14 protein-coding genes and 2 pseudogenes (1 of these 16 running past the window's edge) are annotated in these 16,018 nt (G+C 70.1%); 4 read left to right on the forward strand and 12 right to left on the reverse strand.

Going from position 1 to position 16,018, the window contains the following annotated elements; all coding sequences use genetic code 11:
* A pseudogene (locus tag D471_RS32620) lies at nt 1-303 on the forward strand (glycosyltransferase); it begins 1,169 nt to the left of the window's first position.
* Nucleotides 304-345: 42 nt separating this feature from the next.
* On the opposite strand, the gene D471_RS0102005 reads toward D471_RS32620, so the two are convergent.
* The 12 genes and pseudogenes from D471_RS0102005 to glmU all read right to left on the reverse strand — a co-directional run bounded on the left by D471_RS0102005 (nt 346) and on the right by glmU (nt 13,154).
* Nucleotides 346-918, reverse strand: coding sequence for a 3'-5' exonuclease (locus D471_RS0102005; RefSeq protein WP_017597076.1), 573 nt, complete (start codon nt 916-918; stop codon nt 346-348).
* 58 nt (nt 919-976) lie between these two features.
* On the reverse strand, nt 977-2,080 hold the full coding sequence (locus D471_RS0102010) for a glycoside hydrolase family 26 protein (protein ID WP_051059094.1): 1,104 nt from the start codon (nt 2,078-2,080) through the stop codon (nt 977-979).
* 152 nt (nt 2,081-2,232) lie between these two features.
* Entirely contained in the window at nt 2,233-3,120 is an 888-nt protein-coding gene (locus D471_RS0102015; protein ID WP_040687935.1) for a sulfotransferase, read from the reverse strand.
* Between the two features lie 109 nt (nt 3,121-3,229).
* Entirely contained in the window at nt 3,230-3,703 is a 474-nt protein-coding gene (locus D471_RS32625; RefSeq protein ID WP_017597079.1) for an ATP-binding protein, read from the reverse strand.
* Nucleotides 3,704-3,955: 252 nt separating this feature from the next.
* Nucleotides 3,956-5,224, reverse strand: a complete 1,269-nt coding sequence (gene cysN, locus D471_RS0102025; RefSeq protein ID WP_017597080.1) for a sulfate adenylyltransferase subunit CysN — start codon at nt 5,222-5,224, stop codon at nt 3,956-3,958.
* Nucleotides 5,225-5,330: 106 nt separating this feature from the next.
* On the reverse strand, nt 5,331-6,263 hold the full coding sequence (gene cysD / locus D471_RS0102030; RefSeq protein ID WP_017597081.1) for a sulfate adenylyltransferase subunit CysD: 933 nt from the start codon (nt 6,261-6,263) through the stop codon (nt 5,331-5,333).
* A gap of 50 nt (nt 6,264-6,313) precedes the next feature.
* Nucleotides 6,314-7,105, reverse strand: coding sequence for a 3'(2'),5'-bisphosphate nucleotidase CysQ (locus D471_RS0102035; RefSeq protein WP_026127322.1), 792 nt, complete (start codon nt 7,103-7,105; stop codon nt 6,314-6,316).
* Nucleotides 7,106-7,108: 3 nt separating this feature from the next.
* Nucleotides 7,109-8,560 carry a sugar transferase gene (locus D471_RS0102040; RefSeq protein WP_152486193.1) on the reverse strand — a complete coding sequence of 484 codons (1,452 nt, stop codon included), beginning with the start codon at nt 8,558-8,560 and terminating at the stop codon, nt 7,109-7,111.
* Between the two features lie 403 nt (nt 8,561-8,963).
* Nucleotides 8,964-9,590, reverse strand: coding sequence for an aminoacyl-tRNA hydrolase (pth, locus tag D471_RS0102045; RefSeq protein WP_017597084.1), 627 nt, complete (start codon nt 9,588-9,590; stop codon nt 8,964-8,966).
* Nucleotides 9,591-9,673: 83 nt separating this feature from the next.
* Nucleotides 9,674-10,270, reverse strand: coding sequence for a 50S ribosomal protein L25/general stress protein Ctc (locus D471_RS0102050; protein ID WP_017597085.1), 597 nt, complete (start codon nt 10,268-10,270; stop codon nt 9,674-9,676).
* A gap of 418 nt (nt 10,271-10,688) precedes the next feature.
* Nucleotides 10,689-11,670 (reverse strand): annotated as a pseudogene (locus D471_RS32630) (ribose-phosphate diphosphokinase).
* 17 nt (nt 11,671-11,687) lie between these two features.
* Nucleotides 11,688-13,154, reverse strand: coding sequence for a bifunctional UDP-N-acetylglucosamine diphosphorylase/glucosamine-1-phosphate N-acetyltransferase GlmU (gene glmU / locus D471_RS0102060; RefSeq protein ID WP_017597088.1), 1,467 nt, complete (start codon nt 13,152-13,154; stop codon nt 11,688-11,690).
* A 527-nt stretch (nt 13,155-13,681) separates the two neighbouring features.
* On the opposite strand from glmU, the gene D471_RS0102065 reads away from it, so the two are divergent.
* From D471_RS0102065 to D471_RS0102075, 3 genes are all read left to right on the forward strand, one after another.
* Complete coding sequence (locus tag D471_RS0102065; protein ID WP_017597089.1) at nt 13,682-14,641, forward strand: acyl-CoA desaturase; 960 nt, start codon at nt 13,682-13,684, stop codon at nt 14,639-14,641.
* Between the two features lie 14 nt (nt 14,642-14,655).
* Complete coding sequence (locus D471_RS0102070; RefSeq protein ID WP_193789733.1) at nt 14,656-15,312, forward strand: TetR/AcrR family transcriptional regulator; 657 nt, start codon at nt 14,656-14,658, stop codon at nt 15,310-15,312.
* Nucleotides 15,313-15,393: 81 nt separating this feature from the next.
* The gene (locus tag D471_RS0102075) at nt 15,394-15,903 is read left to right on the forward strand and encodes a MarR family winged helix-turn-helix transcriptional regulator (RefSeq protein WP_017597091.1); all 510 of its coding nucleotides are present in this window, start codon (nt 15,394-15,396) and stop codon (nt 15,901-15,903) included.
* Nucleotides 15,904-16,018: the final 115 nt, after the last annotated feature.

The raw sequence follows: 16,018 nt of genomic DNA on the forward strand, positions 1-16,018 counted from the left end.
GTCCTGTGGCACCGCAAGTCGCACTTCGCCGGGCGGTGGCGGACCATCTCCACGGCGCTGCGCTGGCTGCTGGAGCGCTATCCCGAGTTCGTCCTCGTGCCGCGTGGCTACGCGCGGGTGGCGGGTCAGATCGCCTTCGCGGAGGCGGCGGCCGGACGGCGCGGTGAGGCGCTGCGCTGGATCCGGACCACCCTGAGGCACCGGCTCACCGAGGGCCGCGCCCTGGTCGCCCTGCTCGTCGTGTGCGGGGTCCCCGCCGGGTGGGTGCTGCGCGCGCTCCACCTGCGGGGCAAGGGGGTCTAGGACGAGGGGGTCCGAGGTCCGGGCGCGAGCGGTCCCGGCGGTTCACTCCCCGGGGCCGGGCCGGGGCCACGCGTCGCGTTCCACGAGGAACAGCACCAGCGCGGCGATGTTCCAGGCGTCGTCCTCGCCCCGGTGGTGGCGCCCCTCCAGAGGCAGGTCGGCCATGCTCAGGGCACGGGCCATCCCCGGAGCCTTCTTCCGGATGCCGTGGAACGCGCCGAACTCCCGCTTGGCATTCGTGTGGCGGCTCCCGAACGGGTACTCCGTTCCGGTGACCCGGCACTGGTGGACGAACTGGTTCCGGTCGTAGCCGCCCCAACTGGCCCACGGGCGTTCCTTGGCCCCGTGTTCCTCCACCAGCCACCGGCACGCCTCGGCGAAGTCCACGCCGGTGTCCACCTCGGCCTGGGTGAGCGTGGTCAGCTCGGTGCAGAACGCGCTGACCTCGGACCTTCGGGGGCGTACGAGCAGGCCGTGCCTGGCCACACGCCGACGCGCGTCCAGGTCGACGACGGTCAGTCCGACCTCGATGATCTCGTTGGCCTGGCCCGGTGGCGGCGCGCCCCTCCAACAGGTCGCCTCGACGTCGACCACGTTCAGCAGGTTCTGTTCCATGCCGCGACCCTAGGGACCGGCGCCGCCCGTGTCAGCGGGTTTTCGTCCCCGTCGGCGCTCAGTCCCTGCTCTGGGCGTAGGCGGCCATCCGGCGGACCCGGTCCGGGAGGTTCACGTAGGGGTCCCGCCCGGCCAGTTCGAAGCCGCGCCGCGCGTACTCGTTGGCGTTGATCCGGAAGTCGCACCCGGAGACCCGGTTGTCCCAGACCTTGACCGCGCGCACCCGCTCGTACCTGCGCAGGACGTCGGGGATGTCGGCGTACCAGCGCAGGGTCTCGCGGGGGCCGATGTCGGTGGTGCCCATCTCGCCGATCATGATCGGTTTGCCGGGGTCGATGCCGTGTTCGGGCCCCTGCTCCTGGATCCACTCGTAGGCGGGTCGCAGGGCGTCCTCGAAGGAGTGCACGCCGTCCCAGTGCGGCATGAGGTCGCAGCCGGTCATGTTGTAGGCCTCGAAGCTGATCCAGTCGACGTAGTCGTTGCCCGGCCACAGGCCGGGGAGACGGTCGAGGTTGTCGCGCCAGCCGGTCACGTTCCACACCCAGATGACGTTGTCGGCGCCCTCCTCGCGGTAGAGGTCGACCACGTGCCGCCAGGAGCGCACGAACTCGTCCGGGGTACCGCGCTTCCGGTAGCGCTTGTTGGCGTCGGCCTCGTGGTCGAAGGTGACGAAGTAGGGCACGTCGAACTCCGCGATCGTGCGCGCCTGGGAGCGCAGCGAGGAGTCGAACCCACCGTCGAGGATGTCCTCGTAGGCGATGTCGGGGTGCCCGGAGCGCTCGAAACGGCGCGCCTCGATGTTGGTGTGCACGAACCGGCCCTCGGCGATCATCCGCCTCTCGCGCTCCCCCGGCACGTCCGCCTGGTCGATGCCGCGCCAGGTGTAGACGAGGTCCATGTCGCGGTCGACGGCGGACTCCAGGGAGTCGATCCGGTCGCCGTAGGGGCTGGCGCCCCACCACACCCCACAGGAGGGTTCGAGGATCTCGGAGACCCCGCACTCGAACTCGGCCGGCGCGGGCAGGCCGAGCAGGGCGGCGGTGTGCGCCCCGGTCCGATCGACGGGCAGTGGGTGGTCGGTGGGTGGAGAGTGGTCGTCGAGCGGTTCCACGCGCCCCTCGGCGGTGGAGCCCGGCCCCGCCAGTGTCAGTGCGGTGAGCATCGCGCCCACCACGGCCAGTCCTCGTGTCGGTCCCCTGTTCACGTCAGCGCCCCCAGAGCCAGAACTACACAGAGTTCATAGCTAATGACTTTACGTTATAATTTGGGCACGAAGCAACCCCGCCAGCGCCCTCCGCCCCGACGAACCCCACGTCAGTAGCCATAACGCCCCCGCGCGGGCGCGGTCATCGCCGAGACCAGCCCCCGGCGCCACGGCGCCAGGGAGTCCCGCCAGCCATGGTCGGGGCGCACCCCGACCGGCCCCTGCGAGAAGCGCATCGGATTGCCCGAGAGCGCGTGCGTCCGCGCCAGCGGGACGGCCTCCCCCACCACCGGCGGCACGCCCGTGTACCCGGCGAACTCGGCGATGCGGGCGAACTCGGCGACCGGATCCGCGACGAAGTCCTCGTAGCGCACCCGCAGGGTCGGGGTGCCGCGGCGGGCGAGGGCGTCGAGGGTCGTGTTCTGGGTCACCCACTGCACGGCCGCCCGGCCGGCCGAGTAGCGCGCCATCTCCGGCTCGCTACTGTCCGGGGAGGCGTCCGGGCGCGGCACGCGCTTGCCCCAGGAGTGCGCGACCGCCCGGGGGTCGCGGACCACGTGGAGCAGCCGCATCCGGGCTCCGAACCGCCAGCGCAGGCACGCGGCGAGCGAGGCGTGCTTGCTGGCGTCCACGACCACGTGCGCACCGCTGACCAGCGACACCGCCGTGTACAGGCGGTGGTAGAGATCGGTGTAGCGCTCGTTGCGCGCACCGAGGACGCCCCCGCCGGACCCGTTGAGCAGCATGGGCAGGAAGCGCGTGCGGTCGACGCCGTCCTTGAGCCGCAGCACGCCGCGCGCGTCCAGGCGGTCCCAGCCGCCGAAGGCCTCCTTGCCGACGTCCGACCAGAATCCGCAGTCGGAGAACGGGCGACCGCACCCGCAGCGCTCGTTCTCCAGGAGCCCGCGCCGCCACAGGTGCACGGCCTCCCCGACCGAGCAGAACCCGGGTAGCTCACCGAGGAGCCGCTCGATCAGGGTCGACCCGGAGCGCCCCATCCCACCGACGAACACCAGACGATAGCCATCCACCCGTCCAGGGTATGACCTGGAGTCACGGCGCGTGGCCGAAAAGTGACATTCGGAGGTCGCGCGCGGAGGGCGGGGGTCACCCCGTGGCGACGATCTCCGCCCAGGCGTGGGTGCCGTGGACGCGGTGCGGGGTCAGGCCCCAGCGGGCGGCCAGGTGGTCGACGACGAGGAGTCCGCGCCCGCACTCGGCCTCCTCGTCGCTGTGGCGGTCCACGGCGTGGAGGGCGATGCGCCCGTGGTCGTGGACGTCGAGGCGCAGGGCGGGACGGACGCCGGTCGACCAGGCCAGGTCCAGGTGCACGGGGGGACGGCCGTGCGTGACGGCGTTCGTCACGAGTTCGCTGGCGACGAGGGTCGCCGACTCGACGAGCTCGGTGCGGCCGAGACGGAACAGGAACTGCTCCACCACACGACGGGCGCTGCACGCGCTGGCCAGGACACCCGGGAGGCGGTGGGTCTCACCGGCCACGGCGGGCGTGTCCAGAGCACGCGTGTCGGACTCCCCCGCCGCGGGGAGGGGGGACGGGTCGACCTTTGCGGTGGAGGGCATCACGCCGTTCCTTCGAACCGGACTCGGTGCCGATCCCCGGTCGGGCGTGTCACACGCCATCCGAGCCGGTGGCACCGGTCTCACCTGCACTGATGCCCCAAGGATGACCCATATGTTGGCAAATGTAAACCTTGTGGTCATTGTGACCGCTGTGAGTACGCGAAGCGCACTGTGTCCGGTCCGCGTCCACGAGCGGAAACGGGAGCGGCACGGGGGCGACCCCGTGCCGCTCCCGTTTCCGAGAGCGGCGCCCTAGTCCGCCTTGACGACCATCCCGGCGCCGACCGTGGCGTTGGTGGCCTCGTCGACGAGGATGAACCCGCCCGTCTGGCGGTTCTTGGCGTACTCGTCCACGAACAGGGGCTGGGTGGAGCGCAGCCGCACCCGGCCGATCTCGTTCAGCGCCAGGTGGTCGGCGTCCTCGTCCCGGTGCAGCGTGTTCACGTCCAGCCGGTAGCGCAGATCCTTGACCAGGACCTTCGCGGTGCGCGTCGTGTGCTTGACGATGAGCTTGGAGCGCGGTGTGAGCTTGCGCGCGTCCGTCATCCAGCACACCATCGCCTCGATGTCCTGCGACACGCTGGGCGTGTTGTTGGGCCGGCAGATCATGTCGCCGCGGGAGATGTCGATCTCGTCCTCCAGCAGGAGGGTCACCGACATCGGCGAGTAGGCCTCGGCCACCTCGCCGTCGGCGGTCATGATCCTCGACACACGGGTGCTCAGCCCGGAGGGCAGGTGGGTGACCTCGTCACCCGGCTTGAGCACACCGCCCGCGAGCTGGCCCGCGTAGCCCCGGTAGTCGTGCAGGTCGGGGTCGTCGGACTTGTGCGGTCGGATGACGTACTGCACCGGGAAGCGCGCGTCGATCAGGTTGCGGTCCGAGGCGATGTGCACGTTCTCCAGGTGGTGCAGCAGGGAGGGCCCGCTGTACCACGGCATGTTCTCCGAACGGCTCACCACGTTGTCGCCGTGCAGCGCCGACAGCGGCACGAAGGTGAGGTCGCACACGTCGAGCTTGCTGGCGAAGTCGGCGAACTCCGCCTTGATCTGCTCGAAGCGCTCCTGGGAGTAGTCCACCAGGTCCATCTTGTTCACCGCCAGCACCAGGTGCGGGACCTGGAGCAGGGAGGTGAGGAAGGCGTGGCGGCGGCTCTGCTCCTGGAGGCCCTTGCGGGCGTCCACGAGGATGATCGCCAGGTCCGCGGTGGAGGCGCCCGTGACCATGTTCCGGGTGTACTGGATGTGGCCCGGGGTGTCCGCGATGATGAAGGTGCGCTTGGGTGTGGCGAAGTAGCGGTAGGCCACGTCGATGGTGATGCCCTGTTCCCGCTCCGCGCGCAGACCGTCGGTGAGCAGCGCCAGGTTGGTCTGCTCCTCGCCGCGGGCGGCGCTGGTGCGCTCGACCGCGTCGAGCTGGTCCTCGAAGATCGACTTGGAGTCGTACAGCAGTCGGCCGATCAGGGTGCTCTTACCGTCGTCGACGGAGCCCGCCGTGGCGAACCGCAGGATGTCATTGCTCATGCTTGCCTGGTCCAGGGTCGAAGTGGTGGGAGCTTGAGGCCGGGGCCGGGGCGTGTGCGGTGGACGCCGCCCGTCGCGCGGCGGGGTGTGTGTCCGCCGTGGACGCCTAGAAGTAGCCCTCGCGCTTGCGGTCCTCCATGGCGGCCTCGCTGGCGCGGTCGTCGGCCCGGGTCTGTCCGCGCTCGGTGATCCGGGTCGCGGCGATCTCGGTGATGATGTCGTCCAGCTCCACAGCCGTGGACTTGACCGCGCCAGTGCAGGTCAGGTCGCCGACGGTGCGGTAGCGCACGGTCTCGGTGAAGACCGTCTCGGTCTCGTCGCGCTGGATGATGGGCGAGTCGGCCAACAGGATGCCGTCGCGCTCGAAGACCCGGCGCTCGTGCGCGAAGTAGATGGAGGGCAGCTCCAGCTTCTCGCGCTTGATGTAGCTCCACACGTCCAACTCGGTCCAGTTGGAGATCGGGAACACGCGGATGTGCTCACCGCGCTCGATGCGGGTGTTGAACACGCTCCACAGCTCGGGGCGCTGGTTCTTGGGGTCCCACTGCCCGAACTCGTCGCGGAAGGAGAAGACCCGCTCCTTGGCCCGGGCCTTCTCCTCGTCGCGACGGGCGCCGCCGAAGGCCGCGTCGAAGCCGTTGTCCTCGATGGCCTCCAGCAGCGCGGAGGTCTGGAGTCGGTTGCGGCTGGCCCAGCGGCCGGTCGGCTCGCTGACCTTGCCCGCGTCGATCTGTTCCTGGACGGAGGCCACGACCAGCCGGACGCCCGCCTCGGCGACGCGGCGGTCGCGGAACTCGATCACCTCGTCGAAGTTGTGGCCGGTGTCCACGTGCATCACGGGGAAGGGGATGGCGCCGGGCCAGAAGGCCTTCTCAGCGAGCCGGAGCATGACGATGGAGTCCTTGCCGCCGGAGAAGAGCAGCACCGGCCGCTCGAACTCCGCGGCCACCTCGCGCATGATGAAGATCGCCTCGGCCTCCAGCACGTCGAGCTGGGAGAGCTGGTAGCGCCCGGGCGCCTGCTGACTGGACTGACCCATGAATCCGCCTTTGTGATACCGACACGGCCGACGGCGGAGGGCCTCTTCGGTCAGCCCCCCGCGTGCGGCCCCGCGCTGTCCAGGTCCGCACCGTCGCGGATGCTTGCCAACAACATACCCGACAATTCCGATCGACATACAAGGACATCGGGGAGTAGCGGATCGGACACGTTGTAGCGCAACGGCGCGCCGTCGATCCGTGAGGTGTGCAGACCGGCGGCGCGCGCGACCGCGACGGGCGCGGCGCTGTCCCACTCGTACTGGCCGCCCGCGTGCACGTAGATGTCGGCGATGCCGAGCATGACCGCGCAGATCTTCGCCCCGGCCGAGCCCATGGGGATCACCTCGGCGCCGAGCTGGTTGGCCATGCGCTGCACGAACGCGGGCGGGCGCGACCGGCTCGCGGTGATGCGCAGGCGCTGGTCCCCGGGGCGCTCGTCCGGCAGCCACGGCGGGTCGACCGTGGATACGGTGCTGCCCTGGGCCGGGAGGGCGACGGCGCCCGCGACGAGGTCACCGTTCTCCCACAGCGCCACGTGCACGGCCCAGTCGGTACGGCCCGCCTCGGCGAACTCCCGGGTTCCGTCGAGCGGGTCGATGATCCACACACGCCGCGCGCGTAGCCGCGACAGATCGTCCGCGCCCTCCTCGGAGAGCACCGCGTCGCTGGGACGCAGCCGCCCGAGGGCGGAGAAGAGGAACTCGTGGGAGGTCCTGTCCCCCAGGGTTCGCAGCACGTCGGGCTCGGCGAACCCGTGCCGGGCCCGCAGGCGCAGCAGGAGCTGGCCCGCCTCGGTCGCCAGGTCCCGGGCCACCTCATGATCGTTTCTGATGCTCTTCACCGGCTAGTAAGCTCCCGCCCCACGGATCACCGCTGACCACGTCTTCCACAGGATCTGGATGTCCAACGTCAGCGACCAGTTTTCCACGTACCTCAGGTCCAGGCGGACCGATTCCTCCCAGGAGAGATCGGAACGGCCGCTGACCTGCCACAGGCCCGTCATACCCGGCTTGACCACGAGTCGGCGTCGGACGTCGTGCCCGTACTGGGCGACCTCCTCCGGCAACGGCGGCCTGGGGCCGACAAGCGACATCTCCCCCCGGACCACGTTGACGAGCTGGGGAAGCTCGTCGAGCGAGTACCGGCGCAGCCATGCCCCCACGGACGTCACCCTGGGGTCGCGACGCATCTTGAACAGCACCCCGTCGTGCTCGTTGCGGGGCCTGAGCATCTCCTTCAGCGCGTCGGCCCCGACCACCATGGTACGAAACTTGTACACGGTGAACTCGTCGCCACCCCTGCCGACACGCGTCTGGACGAACAGGGCGGGACCACCGCCCTCGGACCGGATGAGCACGGTCAGCACCAGGAACAGCGGCGAGAGGAGGGCCAGCGCGAGGGCCGCGGCGCAACGGTCGAAGGCGCCCTTGAGCAGACGCCGTCCTCCCTCGAGTTCGGGGTGCTCCACGTGCAGGAGGGGGAGCCCGGCGACCGGGCGGATGGAGGTGCGCGGTCCGGCGACTTCCATGAGCGCGGAGGCGACGATGAGGTCGGTCCCGGTCTTCTCCAGCGCCCACGCCAGCCGCCGCAGTTCGACGCCGTCCATCTCGGGGCAGGCCAGCACGGCCACGGTGTCGGCGCCGACGAGGCTGGCGGCGTCCGCGGCCTCCTCGAAGGAACCCAGGACGGGACACCCCTCCACGGTGTCGGGGCCGCGCCCGTGGGAGGCGACCTCCCCGGAGGGCAGGCACACACCCACGACCCGCATGCCGTGGTAGATCTCCCCGCGGAAGCGGCGGATGAGGTCGCGGGCGGCGCACCGGTAGCCGACGACCACCACCCCGCTCATGCACCGGCCGGACCGGCGGCGCCGGTGCAGGGCCTTGCGGCGGGCGTAGTGCAGGGCCAGGCTCGCCGTGACGATGAGCGGAGGGACGGCGAGGGCGTACCAGCGCGAGAGGTCGAAGGCGACGGCGTAGGCGCTGATCGCGAGCGAGGCCGCCAGGAACACCCCGGCGACGGCGACCCGGCGGTACTCCTCGGTTCCGACCCCGAGGAAGCGCCGCTCGTAGGCGCCACCCAGCCAGACGAAGACGACCCAGACCACCGGAAGCAGCAGGGAGAGTTGGAGGTAGGGGACGGCCTCCGGCGCCCACACGGAGTCCTGGAACCGGACGACGGTTCCGCCGAAGGCCGACACGGCGGCGGCGATCAGGTCGAGCGCCACCAGTCCCGCCACGTACGGACGGGTCCACGACCGGCCTCGCGCCTCGGTGTCGAGCCCCTCCGCGCCGATCGGTCGAGCGCTCCGGTTCTGAGCGGTCTCCACCCCGCTGGTTGTGGCCACACTTCCCCCCAAGGACACTACGTGTTCCGAAAACCTCACCATGAGTAACCACACCTGGCGCTTCAGGGCCCATGCGGAAGGGTGGGAGCGGGGCGTGGAGTCGGGTAGCGAACAAGGACTGACGACCCGAACAGTAACCAAAAGTAGTGGAGAAGTCGCGTCTCGTGTCGGCTTGTTGGTGAAGCTAGTCCTGGTCGTCCCAAAAACGTGTCTTCGCCGAGACCGAAACCAGAAGCGTTGGGTGACGACCCACTGATGGGAGGCACCCCGCCGCAGGCGTCCGTACGTGGGAGGCGCCGCGGCCGAAAGCCGTCCGCTGGGGTGGGGGTGGTGGGTGACGGGTGGGGTGGGGTCAGACCGCCGTGTGGAAGATGTTCTGCGCCCGCTCCAGGCCGTCCTTGATGACCGTGCGGACGGCGTCGGCGGCGCGCTCGACGTTGAGGTCGAGTTCCCCGCGCTCGGTGGAGGAGAAGTCGCGCAGGACGTAGGCCGCGGCGTCCATCCGGCCGGGCGGGCGGCCCACTCCGAAACGGACCCGGACGTAGTCGGGGCTGGACAGGGAGGCCGTGATCGACTTCAGGCCGTTGTGCCCGCCCGATCCGCCACCCCGCTTGAGCTTGAGCGCGCAGAAGTCGATGTCCAGCTCATCGTGCACGACGATGACGCGCTCGAGCGGCACCTTGTAGAACTTCGCCAACCCGGCGACGGGCCCGCCGGAGACGTTCATGAAGGACCGCGGCTTGGCCAGCACCACCGAGGCGCCCTCGAGCCGGGTCTCCACGACCTCGGCATGCGCCTTGTGCGCCTTCCAGCGCTCGTTGTTCGCGGACGCCAGCGCGTCCACCACCATGAACCCGGCGTTGTGCCGGTTCGCGGCGTACTTGGGGCCGGGGTTGCCCAGCCCGACGACCAGCCAGCGCTCAGCCTCAGCCATGTCCTCGTTCTTCCTGATTCCCAGCATGCGCCACAGGTCCACCATGGTGCACGACCCTATCCGCACGCCGAACGCGCGGCCCCCGAATGGGAACCGCGCGTTCGCTGCGATGACTGTGGGGGACCGCCCTACTCGGCGGCGGCCTCCTCGGCGCCTTCCCCGGCCTCGGCGGTCTCCGCCTCCTCCTCGACCCGCGGGGCGGAGACGGTGAGCAGGACGGACTCGGGGTCCGTGACCAGAGTGGTGCCCGCGGGCAGCTTGAGGTCGGCGGCGGTCGGCGTGGCGCCGATCTCCAGCCCCTCGACGTCGAAGGTGACGCCCTCGGGGATGTGGGTGGCCTCGGCCTCGACCGTCACCTCGACGAGCTCCTGGTTGAGCACGCCCGGGGCCTTGACCTCACCGGTCAGCTCGACGTGGATGTCGACCTGGACCTTCTCGCCCTTGGCGACGACCAGCAGGTCGACGTGCTCCAGGAAGCCCTTGATGGCGTCGCGCTGGACGCTCTTGGGGAGGGCGAGGTTGTCCTTGTCGAGACCGTCGAGACGGATCAGGACGTTGGGGGTCTTCAGGGCGAGCATGAGCTCGTGGCCCGGCAGGTTGAGGTGGCGGGGGTCGGTGCCGTGGCCGTAGAGGACGGCCGGCACCTTACCCGCGCGGCGGGCGCGCCGAGCGGCGCCCTTGCCGAATTCCGTGCGGGGCTCGGCAGCGATTCGTACCTCGGACACGACAAAACTCCTCGGGTTCAACCCCGCAGTACGGGGAACACGACTCCAGTAGTACGACGATTCCCGCACTGGGCGGGGAAAGCGGCGGGGTCACCCACGTGGGGACACGGCCGCCGTGGTTCCAGGCGTGCCCGGCGAGCTGCCACCGGACCCGCCCGGCCCGGGAACACTCGTCGCGCACCCCTGCCCGCGCGATCCTGCGCAGCCGAAGGGGCTCCGCTGGGCACGGGGACACTCGGTCAAGTCTACTGGCTTCACCGACGACTCCGTACACGGCCCGCTGGCGGACACCCCGCATTCACGGGCGCCCGCCAGCATGGGAGCCGAAGAAGACCAGCAGAGGGAAGACCACCGGAGCCGGAGGCTCTCCGTCGAGGGTGGTGGCACCCGCGGCGAAGCTCCCCCGGCGACGGGTGGGCTATTCGAACAGGCTCGTCACCGAGCCGTCGGTGAACACCTCGCTGATGGCGCGGGCGATCAGCGGCGCGATCGACAGCTGGGTGAGCTTGTCGAACGAGCGCTCCTGCGGGACCGGCAGGGAGTTGGTGATGATCACCTCGGAGATCCGCGAGTTCTGGAGGCGCTCGGCCGCCGGGCCGGACAGCACACCGTGCGTGGCGGCCACGATGACCTTCTCAGCGCCGTTCTCGAACAGGGCCTCGGAGGCCTTCACGATGGTGCCGCCGGTGTCGATCATGTCGTCGACCAGCACGCACGTGCGACCTTCGACCTGGCCGACGACCTCGTGGACCTTCACCTGGTTGGCGACGTCCGGGTCGCGGCGCTTGTGGATGATCGCCAGCGGCGCGCCGAGGCGGTCGGCCCAGCGGTCGGCGGTACGGACGCGGCCCGCGTCCGGCGAGACCACGGTGATGTCGTTGGACCCGATCTTGCCGCCCACGTAGTCGGCCAGGATCGGCAGGGCGAACAGGTGGTCCACCGGGCCGTCGAAGAAGCCCTGGATCTGGTCGGTGTGCAGGTCGACCGCCATCATGCGGTTGGGGCCCGCCGTGCGGNNCCGCCGTGCGGAACAGGTCCGTCATCAGACGGGCCGAGATGGGCTCGCGGCCCCGGTGCTTCTTGTCCTGGCGGGCGTACCCGAGGAACGGCGTGACCACGGTGATCCGCTTGGCGGACGCGCGCTTGAGCGCGTCCACCATGATCAGCTGTTCCATGATCGACTCGTTGACCGGAGCCGAGTGGCACTGGAGGACGAACGCGTCACAGCCACGGACGGACTCGAGGTAGCGGACGAAGATCTCACTGTTGGCGAAGGTGTCGAACCGGGTGGGGACCACGTCGATCCCCAGCTCCTTCGCGACCTCCTGGGCCAGTTCGGGGTGGGTCCGCCCCGAGAAGAGCATCAACTGTTTCTGCCCGGTGGCCTTCATGCCGCTCACGTACTTCTCCCCCACAGTCACTGCTTGTTGGAATTGTCTGCTCTGCGCCGCTCGGCCCGCTCCGCGGCCTCCGCGGAGGCGGTGCCCGGACGCTTGCGCTGGGTCCACCCCTCGACGTTGCGCTGGCGGTGCCCCTCGGAGACCGCCAGCGCACCCGGCGGAACGTCGTCCCGAACCACGGCCCCGGCCCCGGAGTAGGCGCCGTCGCCCACGTTCACGGGCGCGACGATGGTGTTGTCGCTGCCGATGCGCACGTGGTCGCCGATGGTGCTCCGGGACTTGTTGACCCCGTCGTAGTTGACGAACACGGTGGAGCAGCCGATGTTGCTGCCCTCGCCGATGTCGGCGTCCCCGACGTAGGTCAGGTGCGGGACCTTGGAGCCGGTGCCGACGGTCGAGTTCTTGACCTCGACGAAGGCGCCGACCTTGGTCCGCTCGGCCAGGCGGGTGCCCGGCCGGAGGTAGGTGTAGGGGCCGACGTTGGCCCCGGAGCCGATCTCGGCCTGGTCGGCGGTGGTCTCACGCACCGCCGAGCCCTCGCCGACGACCGTGTCCGTCAGCGTCGCGCCGGGGCCGACCACGGCGTCCTCACCGACGACGGTCGCGCCGCGCAGCCGCGTGTTCGGTTCCAGGACGGCGTCGCGGCCGATCCGGACCTGGACGTCGAGCCAGGTGGTGGCGGGGTCGACGACGGTCACGCCGGAGCGCATGTGCTCTTCGACCAGACGCCGGTTGAGGATCCGGCGCGCCTCGGACAGTTGGACCCGGTCGTTGACGCCCTGGACCTCGTGCCAGTCCCCCGCGGTCCAGGCGCCGACCCGGTGGCCGTCCCCGCGCAGCAGGGCGACGGCGTCGGTGATGTACTCCTCACCCTTGGCGTTGTCCGTGGACAGGCGCTGGACGACGGTGGACAGCAGGGCGCCGTCGAAGGCGTACATGCCGGAGTTGATCTCGTCGATCCCGCGCTGCTCGGGGGTGGCGTCGGCGTGCTCGACGATCCCGGTGAACGCGCCGGCGGCGTCACGGACGATGCGCCCGTACCCGTGGGGGTCGGGGACGCGCGCGGAGAGCGCGGTGACGGCGTTGCCCTCCTTCTCGTGCGCGGCGACCAGCTCGGCGAGGGTCGATCCGCGCAGCAGGGGCGTGTCCCCGCAGGTGAGGACGACCGTTCCGGAGAGCGTGACGTCCCGTCCCGCGAGGTCCTCGACCGCCATGCGCACGGCGTGTCCGGTGCCGTTCTGCTCCTGCTGGACCGCGGTGGTCGCCTCGGGGGCGACCTGCTCAAGGTGCTCGGCGACCCGCTCTCGCGCGTGGCCGACGACGACCACGGTGTGCTCGGGGGTGAGATCGCGGGCGGCGGCGAGCACGTGTCCGAGCATGCTGCGGCCACTGATCTCGTGGAGGACCTTGGGAAGTTTGGACTTCATTCGGGTGCCCTCGCCCGCCGCGAGGACGATGACGGCAGCCGGGCGGCTCACGCTCACTGAAGGAGACCCCTCGTGAATAGCTGGCGGTTGAACTGTCGGCTCACCCCTCGGCGACCCGACCCGCGTGCCGCACGGGCGGCCGTCGGATGATCCAGCGGCCGACATGGGAAGGATACATGCGCGTCACAGCCGCCTCACGGGGGTGTGGCGCTGCGAGCTGCGTGATTCGCGCGCGGGCGCCGCCGCCCAGGGGTTCCGGGCCGCCGTTCACGCCACCGCCCGGGGCCTCCCGGGCTCCTCGGCGGACTTCGGATGGACTGCTCCCGGACCAGGGCTCGAACCTGGACGATGGGGACCAAAACCCCACATGCTGCCGATTACATCATCCGGGAACGCACTGGGCGTGGCCTCGCCCCCCAGACGCTCGGCACCAACATAGCGCCTCCGCCGGGGGGCTTGCCAAACCTACGGGTTCGTAGGTTACGGTTACGTAGGAATAGGTTGGGCCGTCGGCCCGGGTGCCCCGTGCCCTGCGAACGCCGCCCTGACCTCGACACGACGTTTTCCTGACGAGGTGTGGAGACATGACCGCAGCGCCCGAGGCACCGATCGACATGCCCCCCAAACGCGAGGCGATCCCCGAGTACGAACCGGAGCCGCGCGGCAAGGCCGAGCGCTACACCGTCTTCGCCTTCGTGTTCATCCCGCTGCTCGCCCTGCTGGCCTCCGTGCCGTTCTTCTGGGGCTGGGGGCTGTCCCTCGTCGACGTCGCCATCGCCGCGGTCTTCTACGTGGTCAGCGGTCTGGGGATCACGGTCGGTTACCACCGGCACTTCACCCACGGGTCGTTCCGGGCCAAGCGCCCCCTGCGCATCGCGTTGGCGGTCGCGGGCAGCCTGGCCATCGAGGGCAGCGTCATCAAGTGGGTGGCCGACCACCGGCGCCACCACAAGTACGCGGACGCCGAGGGCGACCCGCACTCCCCCTGGCGCTTCGGCGACGACTGGAAGTCCGTGGCCAAGGGGCTGTACTACGCGCACATGGCGTGGATGTACCTGGACGAGAAGAAGACCTCGCCCCGCCGCTTCACCCCCGACCTGCTCAAGGACAAGGACGTCGTCCTCGTCGACAAGCTCTTCGTCCCGATCGTCCTCTTCTCGCTGGCCGCCCCGGCCGTCATCGGCGGTCTGGTCACCATGTCCTGGTGGGGCGCGGTCACCGCCTTCTTCTGGGCGAGCCTGGTGCGCGTCGCCCTGCTGCACCACGTCACCTGGTCGATCAACTCCATCTGCCACACCATCGGCGAGGAGAACTTCGAGGTCCGCGACCGCTCCCGCAACGTGTGGTGGCTGGCCATCCCGTCCTTCGGCGAGTCGTGGCACAACCTGCACCACGCCGACCCCACGTGCGCCCGCCACGGCGTGCTCAAGGGGCAGATCGACATCTCCGCCCGGATCATCTGGATCTTCGAGCGGTTCGGTTGGGCGACCAAGGTCCGCTGGCCGAACCCGGAACGACTCGCCGCCAAGCGGGTCAGCCTCTAGGATCAGTAGCCATCATGGGAGCAGCCGACAGCCAGCAGGGGACCCGCGTGCGCCGCAAGCGCATGACGGGCAAGGAGCGTCGGCAACAGCTTGTGGAGATCGGCCGGGAGCTGTTCGCCGAGCGTGGGTTCGACGCGACCTCCGTCGAGGAGATCGCCGCACGGGCCGGTGTGTCCAAGCCCGTGGTCTACGAGCACTTCGGCGGTAAGGAGGGCATCTACGCGGTCGTCGTCGACCGGGAGATGCGCACCCTCCTGGACATGATGGGCGAGGCCCTCACCGCCGACCACGCGCGCGACAAGATCGAGCGGGCGGCGCTGGCGCTACTGCGCTACGTCGAGGAGAACACCGTGGGTTTCCGGATTCTGACCCGGGACTCGCACGTGGCCTCCGGCACGGGCAGTTTCGCCAGCCTGATCAACGACATCGCCAGCCAGGTCGAGCACATCATGGTCGACGAGTTCGCCGAACGCGGTTACGACCCGGTGCTCGCCCCCATGTACGCGCAGGCGCTGGTGGGCATGTGGGCCCTGACCGGGCAGTGGTGGCTGGAGGTGCGCAAGCCCAAACGCGAGGTGGTCGCCGCGCACCTGGTCAACCTGGCCTGGAACGGACTCGCGCGCCTGGAGCCCAAACCGGGCCTGAACACGCGCGGACGCCGCTCGGGCTGACCCGCGGACGCGGACGTCGCCTGTGGGGCCGGTAGCTCTTACCGGCCCCACTATCTTGATGTCAAGAGATATGCTGTTCCCATGCGCGATGAGGTGGATGGGCTGATCGAGGCGTGGCGTGCCGAACGCCCGGACGTGGACGTGACGCCGCTGGAGGTGTTCAGCCGGGTCTCCCGGCTCGCACGCCACCTGGACCGCGCCCGGCGCACCGTCTTCACCGAGCACTCCCTGGAGCCGTGGGAGTTCGACGTCCTCGCCGAACTGCGCCGCTCCGGTCCGCCCTACGAACTCAGCCCCGGGCGCCTGCTCCGCGCCACCCTGGTGACCTCCGGGACCATGACCAACCGGGTCGACCGCCTGGCCGCCGCGGGCCTGGTCCGCCGTCGGCCCGACCCCGCCGACAAGCGCGGTGTGCTGGTCCGCCTCACGGAGCAGGGCACCGAACGTATCGACGCCGCCCTGGCCTCGCTCGTCCGATACGAGGAATCGCTCCTGGAACCCATGCCCGACGAGGACCGGGCGCGGCTCGCATCGTTACTGAGAAGCCTGCTCGCGCCCCTCGACAGGGAACCCTCTGGTCCGCAAAGCTAGTTACCGGGCGGTATCCGTCTCTCACCGGGAGACCGCTGTCTGGGCGCGAACCACATTCCAGGCATGGGTTGGAGAGAGCACAGTGAGATTCCGCTGGATCGCGGCCACGGCCGCC

Origin of the sequence: Nocardiopsis lucentensis DSM 44048 (genome assembly GCF_000341125.1) — a bacterium.
Lineage (GTDB): Bacteria > Actinomycetota > Actinomycetes > Streptosporangiales > Streptosporangiaceae > Nocardiopsis > Nocardiopsis lucentensis.

Bases quoted from the DNA above. Each gene is read 5' to 3' on its own strand.
- cysN (WP_017597080.1), bottom strand. From the start codon at position 5,224: ATGAGCAATGACATCCTGCGGTTCGCCACGGCGGGCTCCGTCGACGAC.
- D471_RS0102065 (WP_017597089.1), top strand. From the start codon at position 13,682: ATGACCGCAGCGCCCGAGGCACCGATCGACATGCCCCCCAAACGCGAG.
- D471_RS0102005 (WP_017597076.1), bottom strand. From the start codon at position 918: ATGGAACAGAACCTGCTGAACGTGGTCGACGTCGAGGCGACCTGTTGG.
- cysD (WP_017597081.1), bottom strand. From the start codon at position 6,263: ATGGGTCAGTCCAGTCAGCAGGCGCCCGGGCGCTACCAGCTCTCCCAG.
- D471_RS0102075 (WP_017597091.1), top strand. From the start codon at position 15,394: ATGCGCGATGAGGTGGATGGGCTGATCGAGGCGTGGCGTGCCGAACGC.
- D471_RS0102010 (WP_051059094.1), bottom strand. From the start codon at position 2,080: ATGCTCACCGCACTGACACTGGCGGGGCCGGGCTCCACCGCCGAGGGG.
- D471_RS32625 (WP_017597079.1), bottom strand. From the start codon at position 3,703: ATGCCCTCCACCGCAAAGGTCGACCCGTCCCCCCTCCCCGCGGCGGGG.
- D471_RS0102015 (WP_040687935.1), bottom strand. From the start codon at position 3,120: ATGGGGCGCTCCGGGTCGACCCTGATCGAGCGGCTCCTCGGTGAGCTA.
- D471_RS0102070 (WP_193789733.1), top strand. From the start codon at position 14,656: ATGGGAGCAGCCGACAGCCAGCAGGGGACCCGCGTGCGCCGCAAGCGC.
- pth (WP_017597084.1), bottom strand. From the start codon at position 9,590: ATGGTGGACCTGTGGCGCATGCTGGGAATCAGGAAGAACGAGGACATG.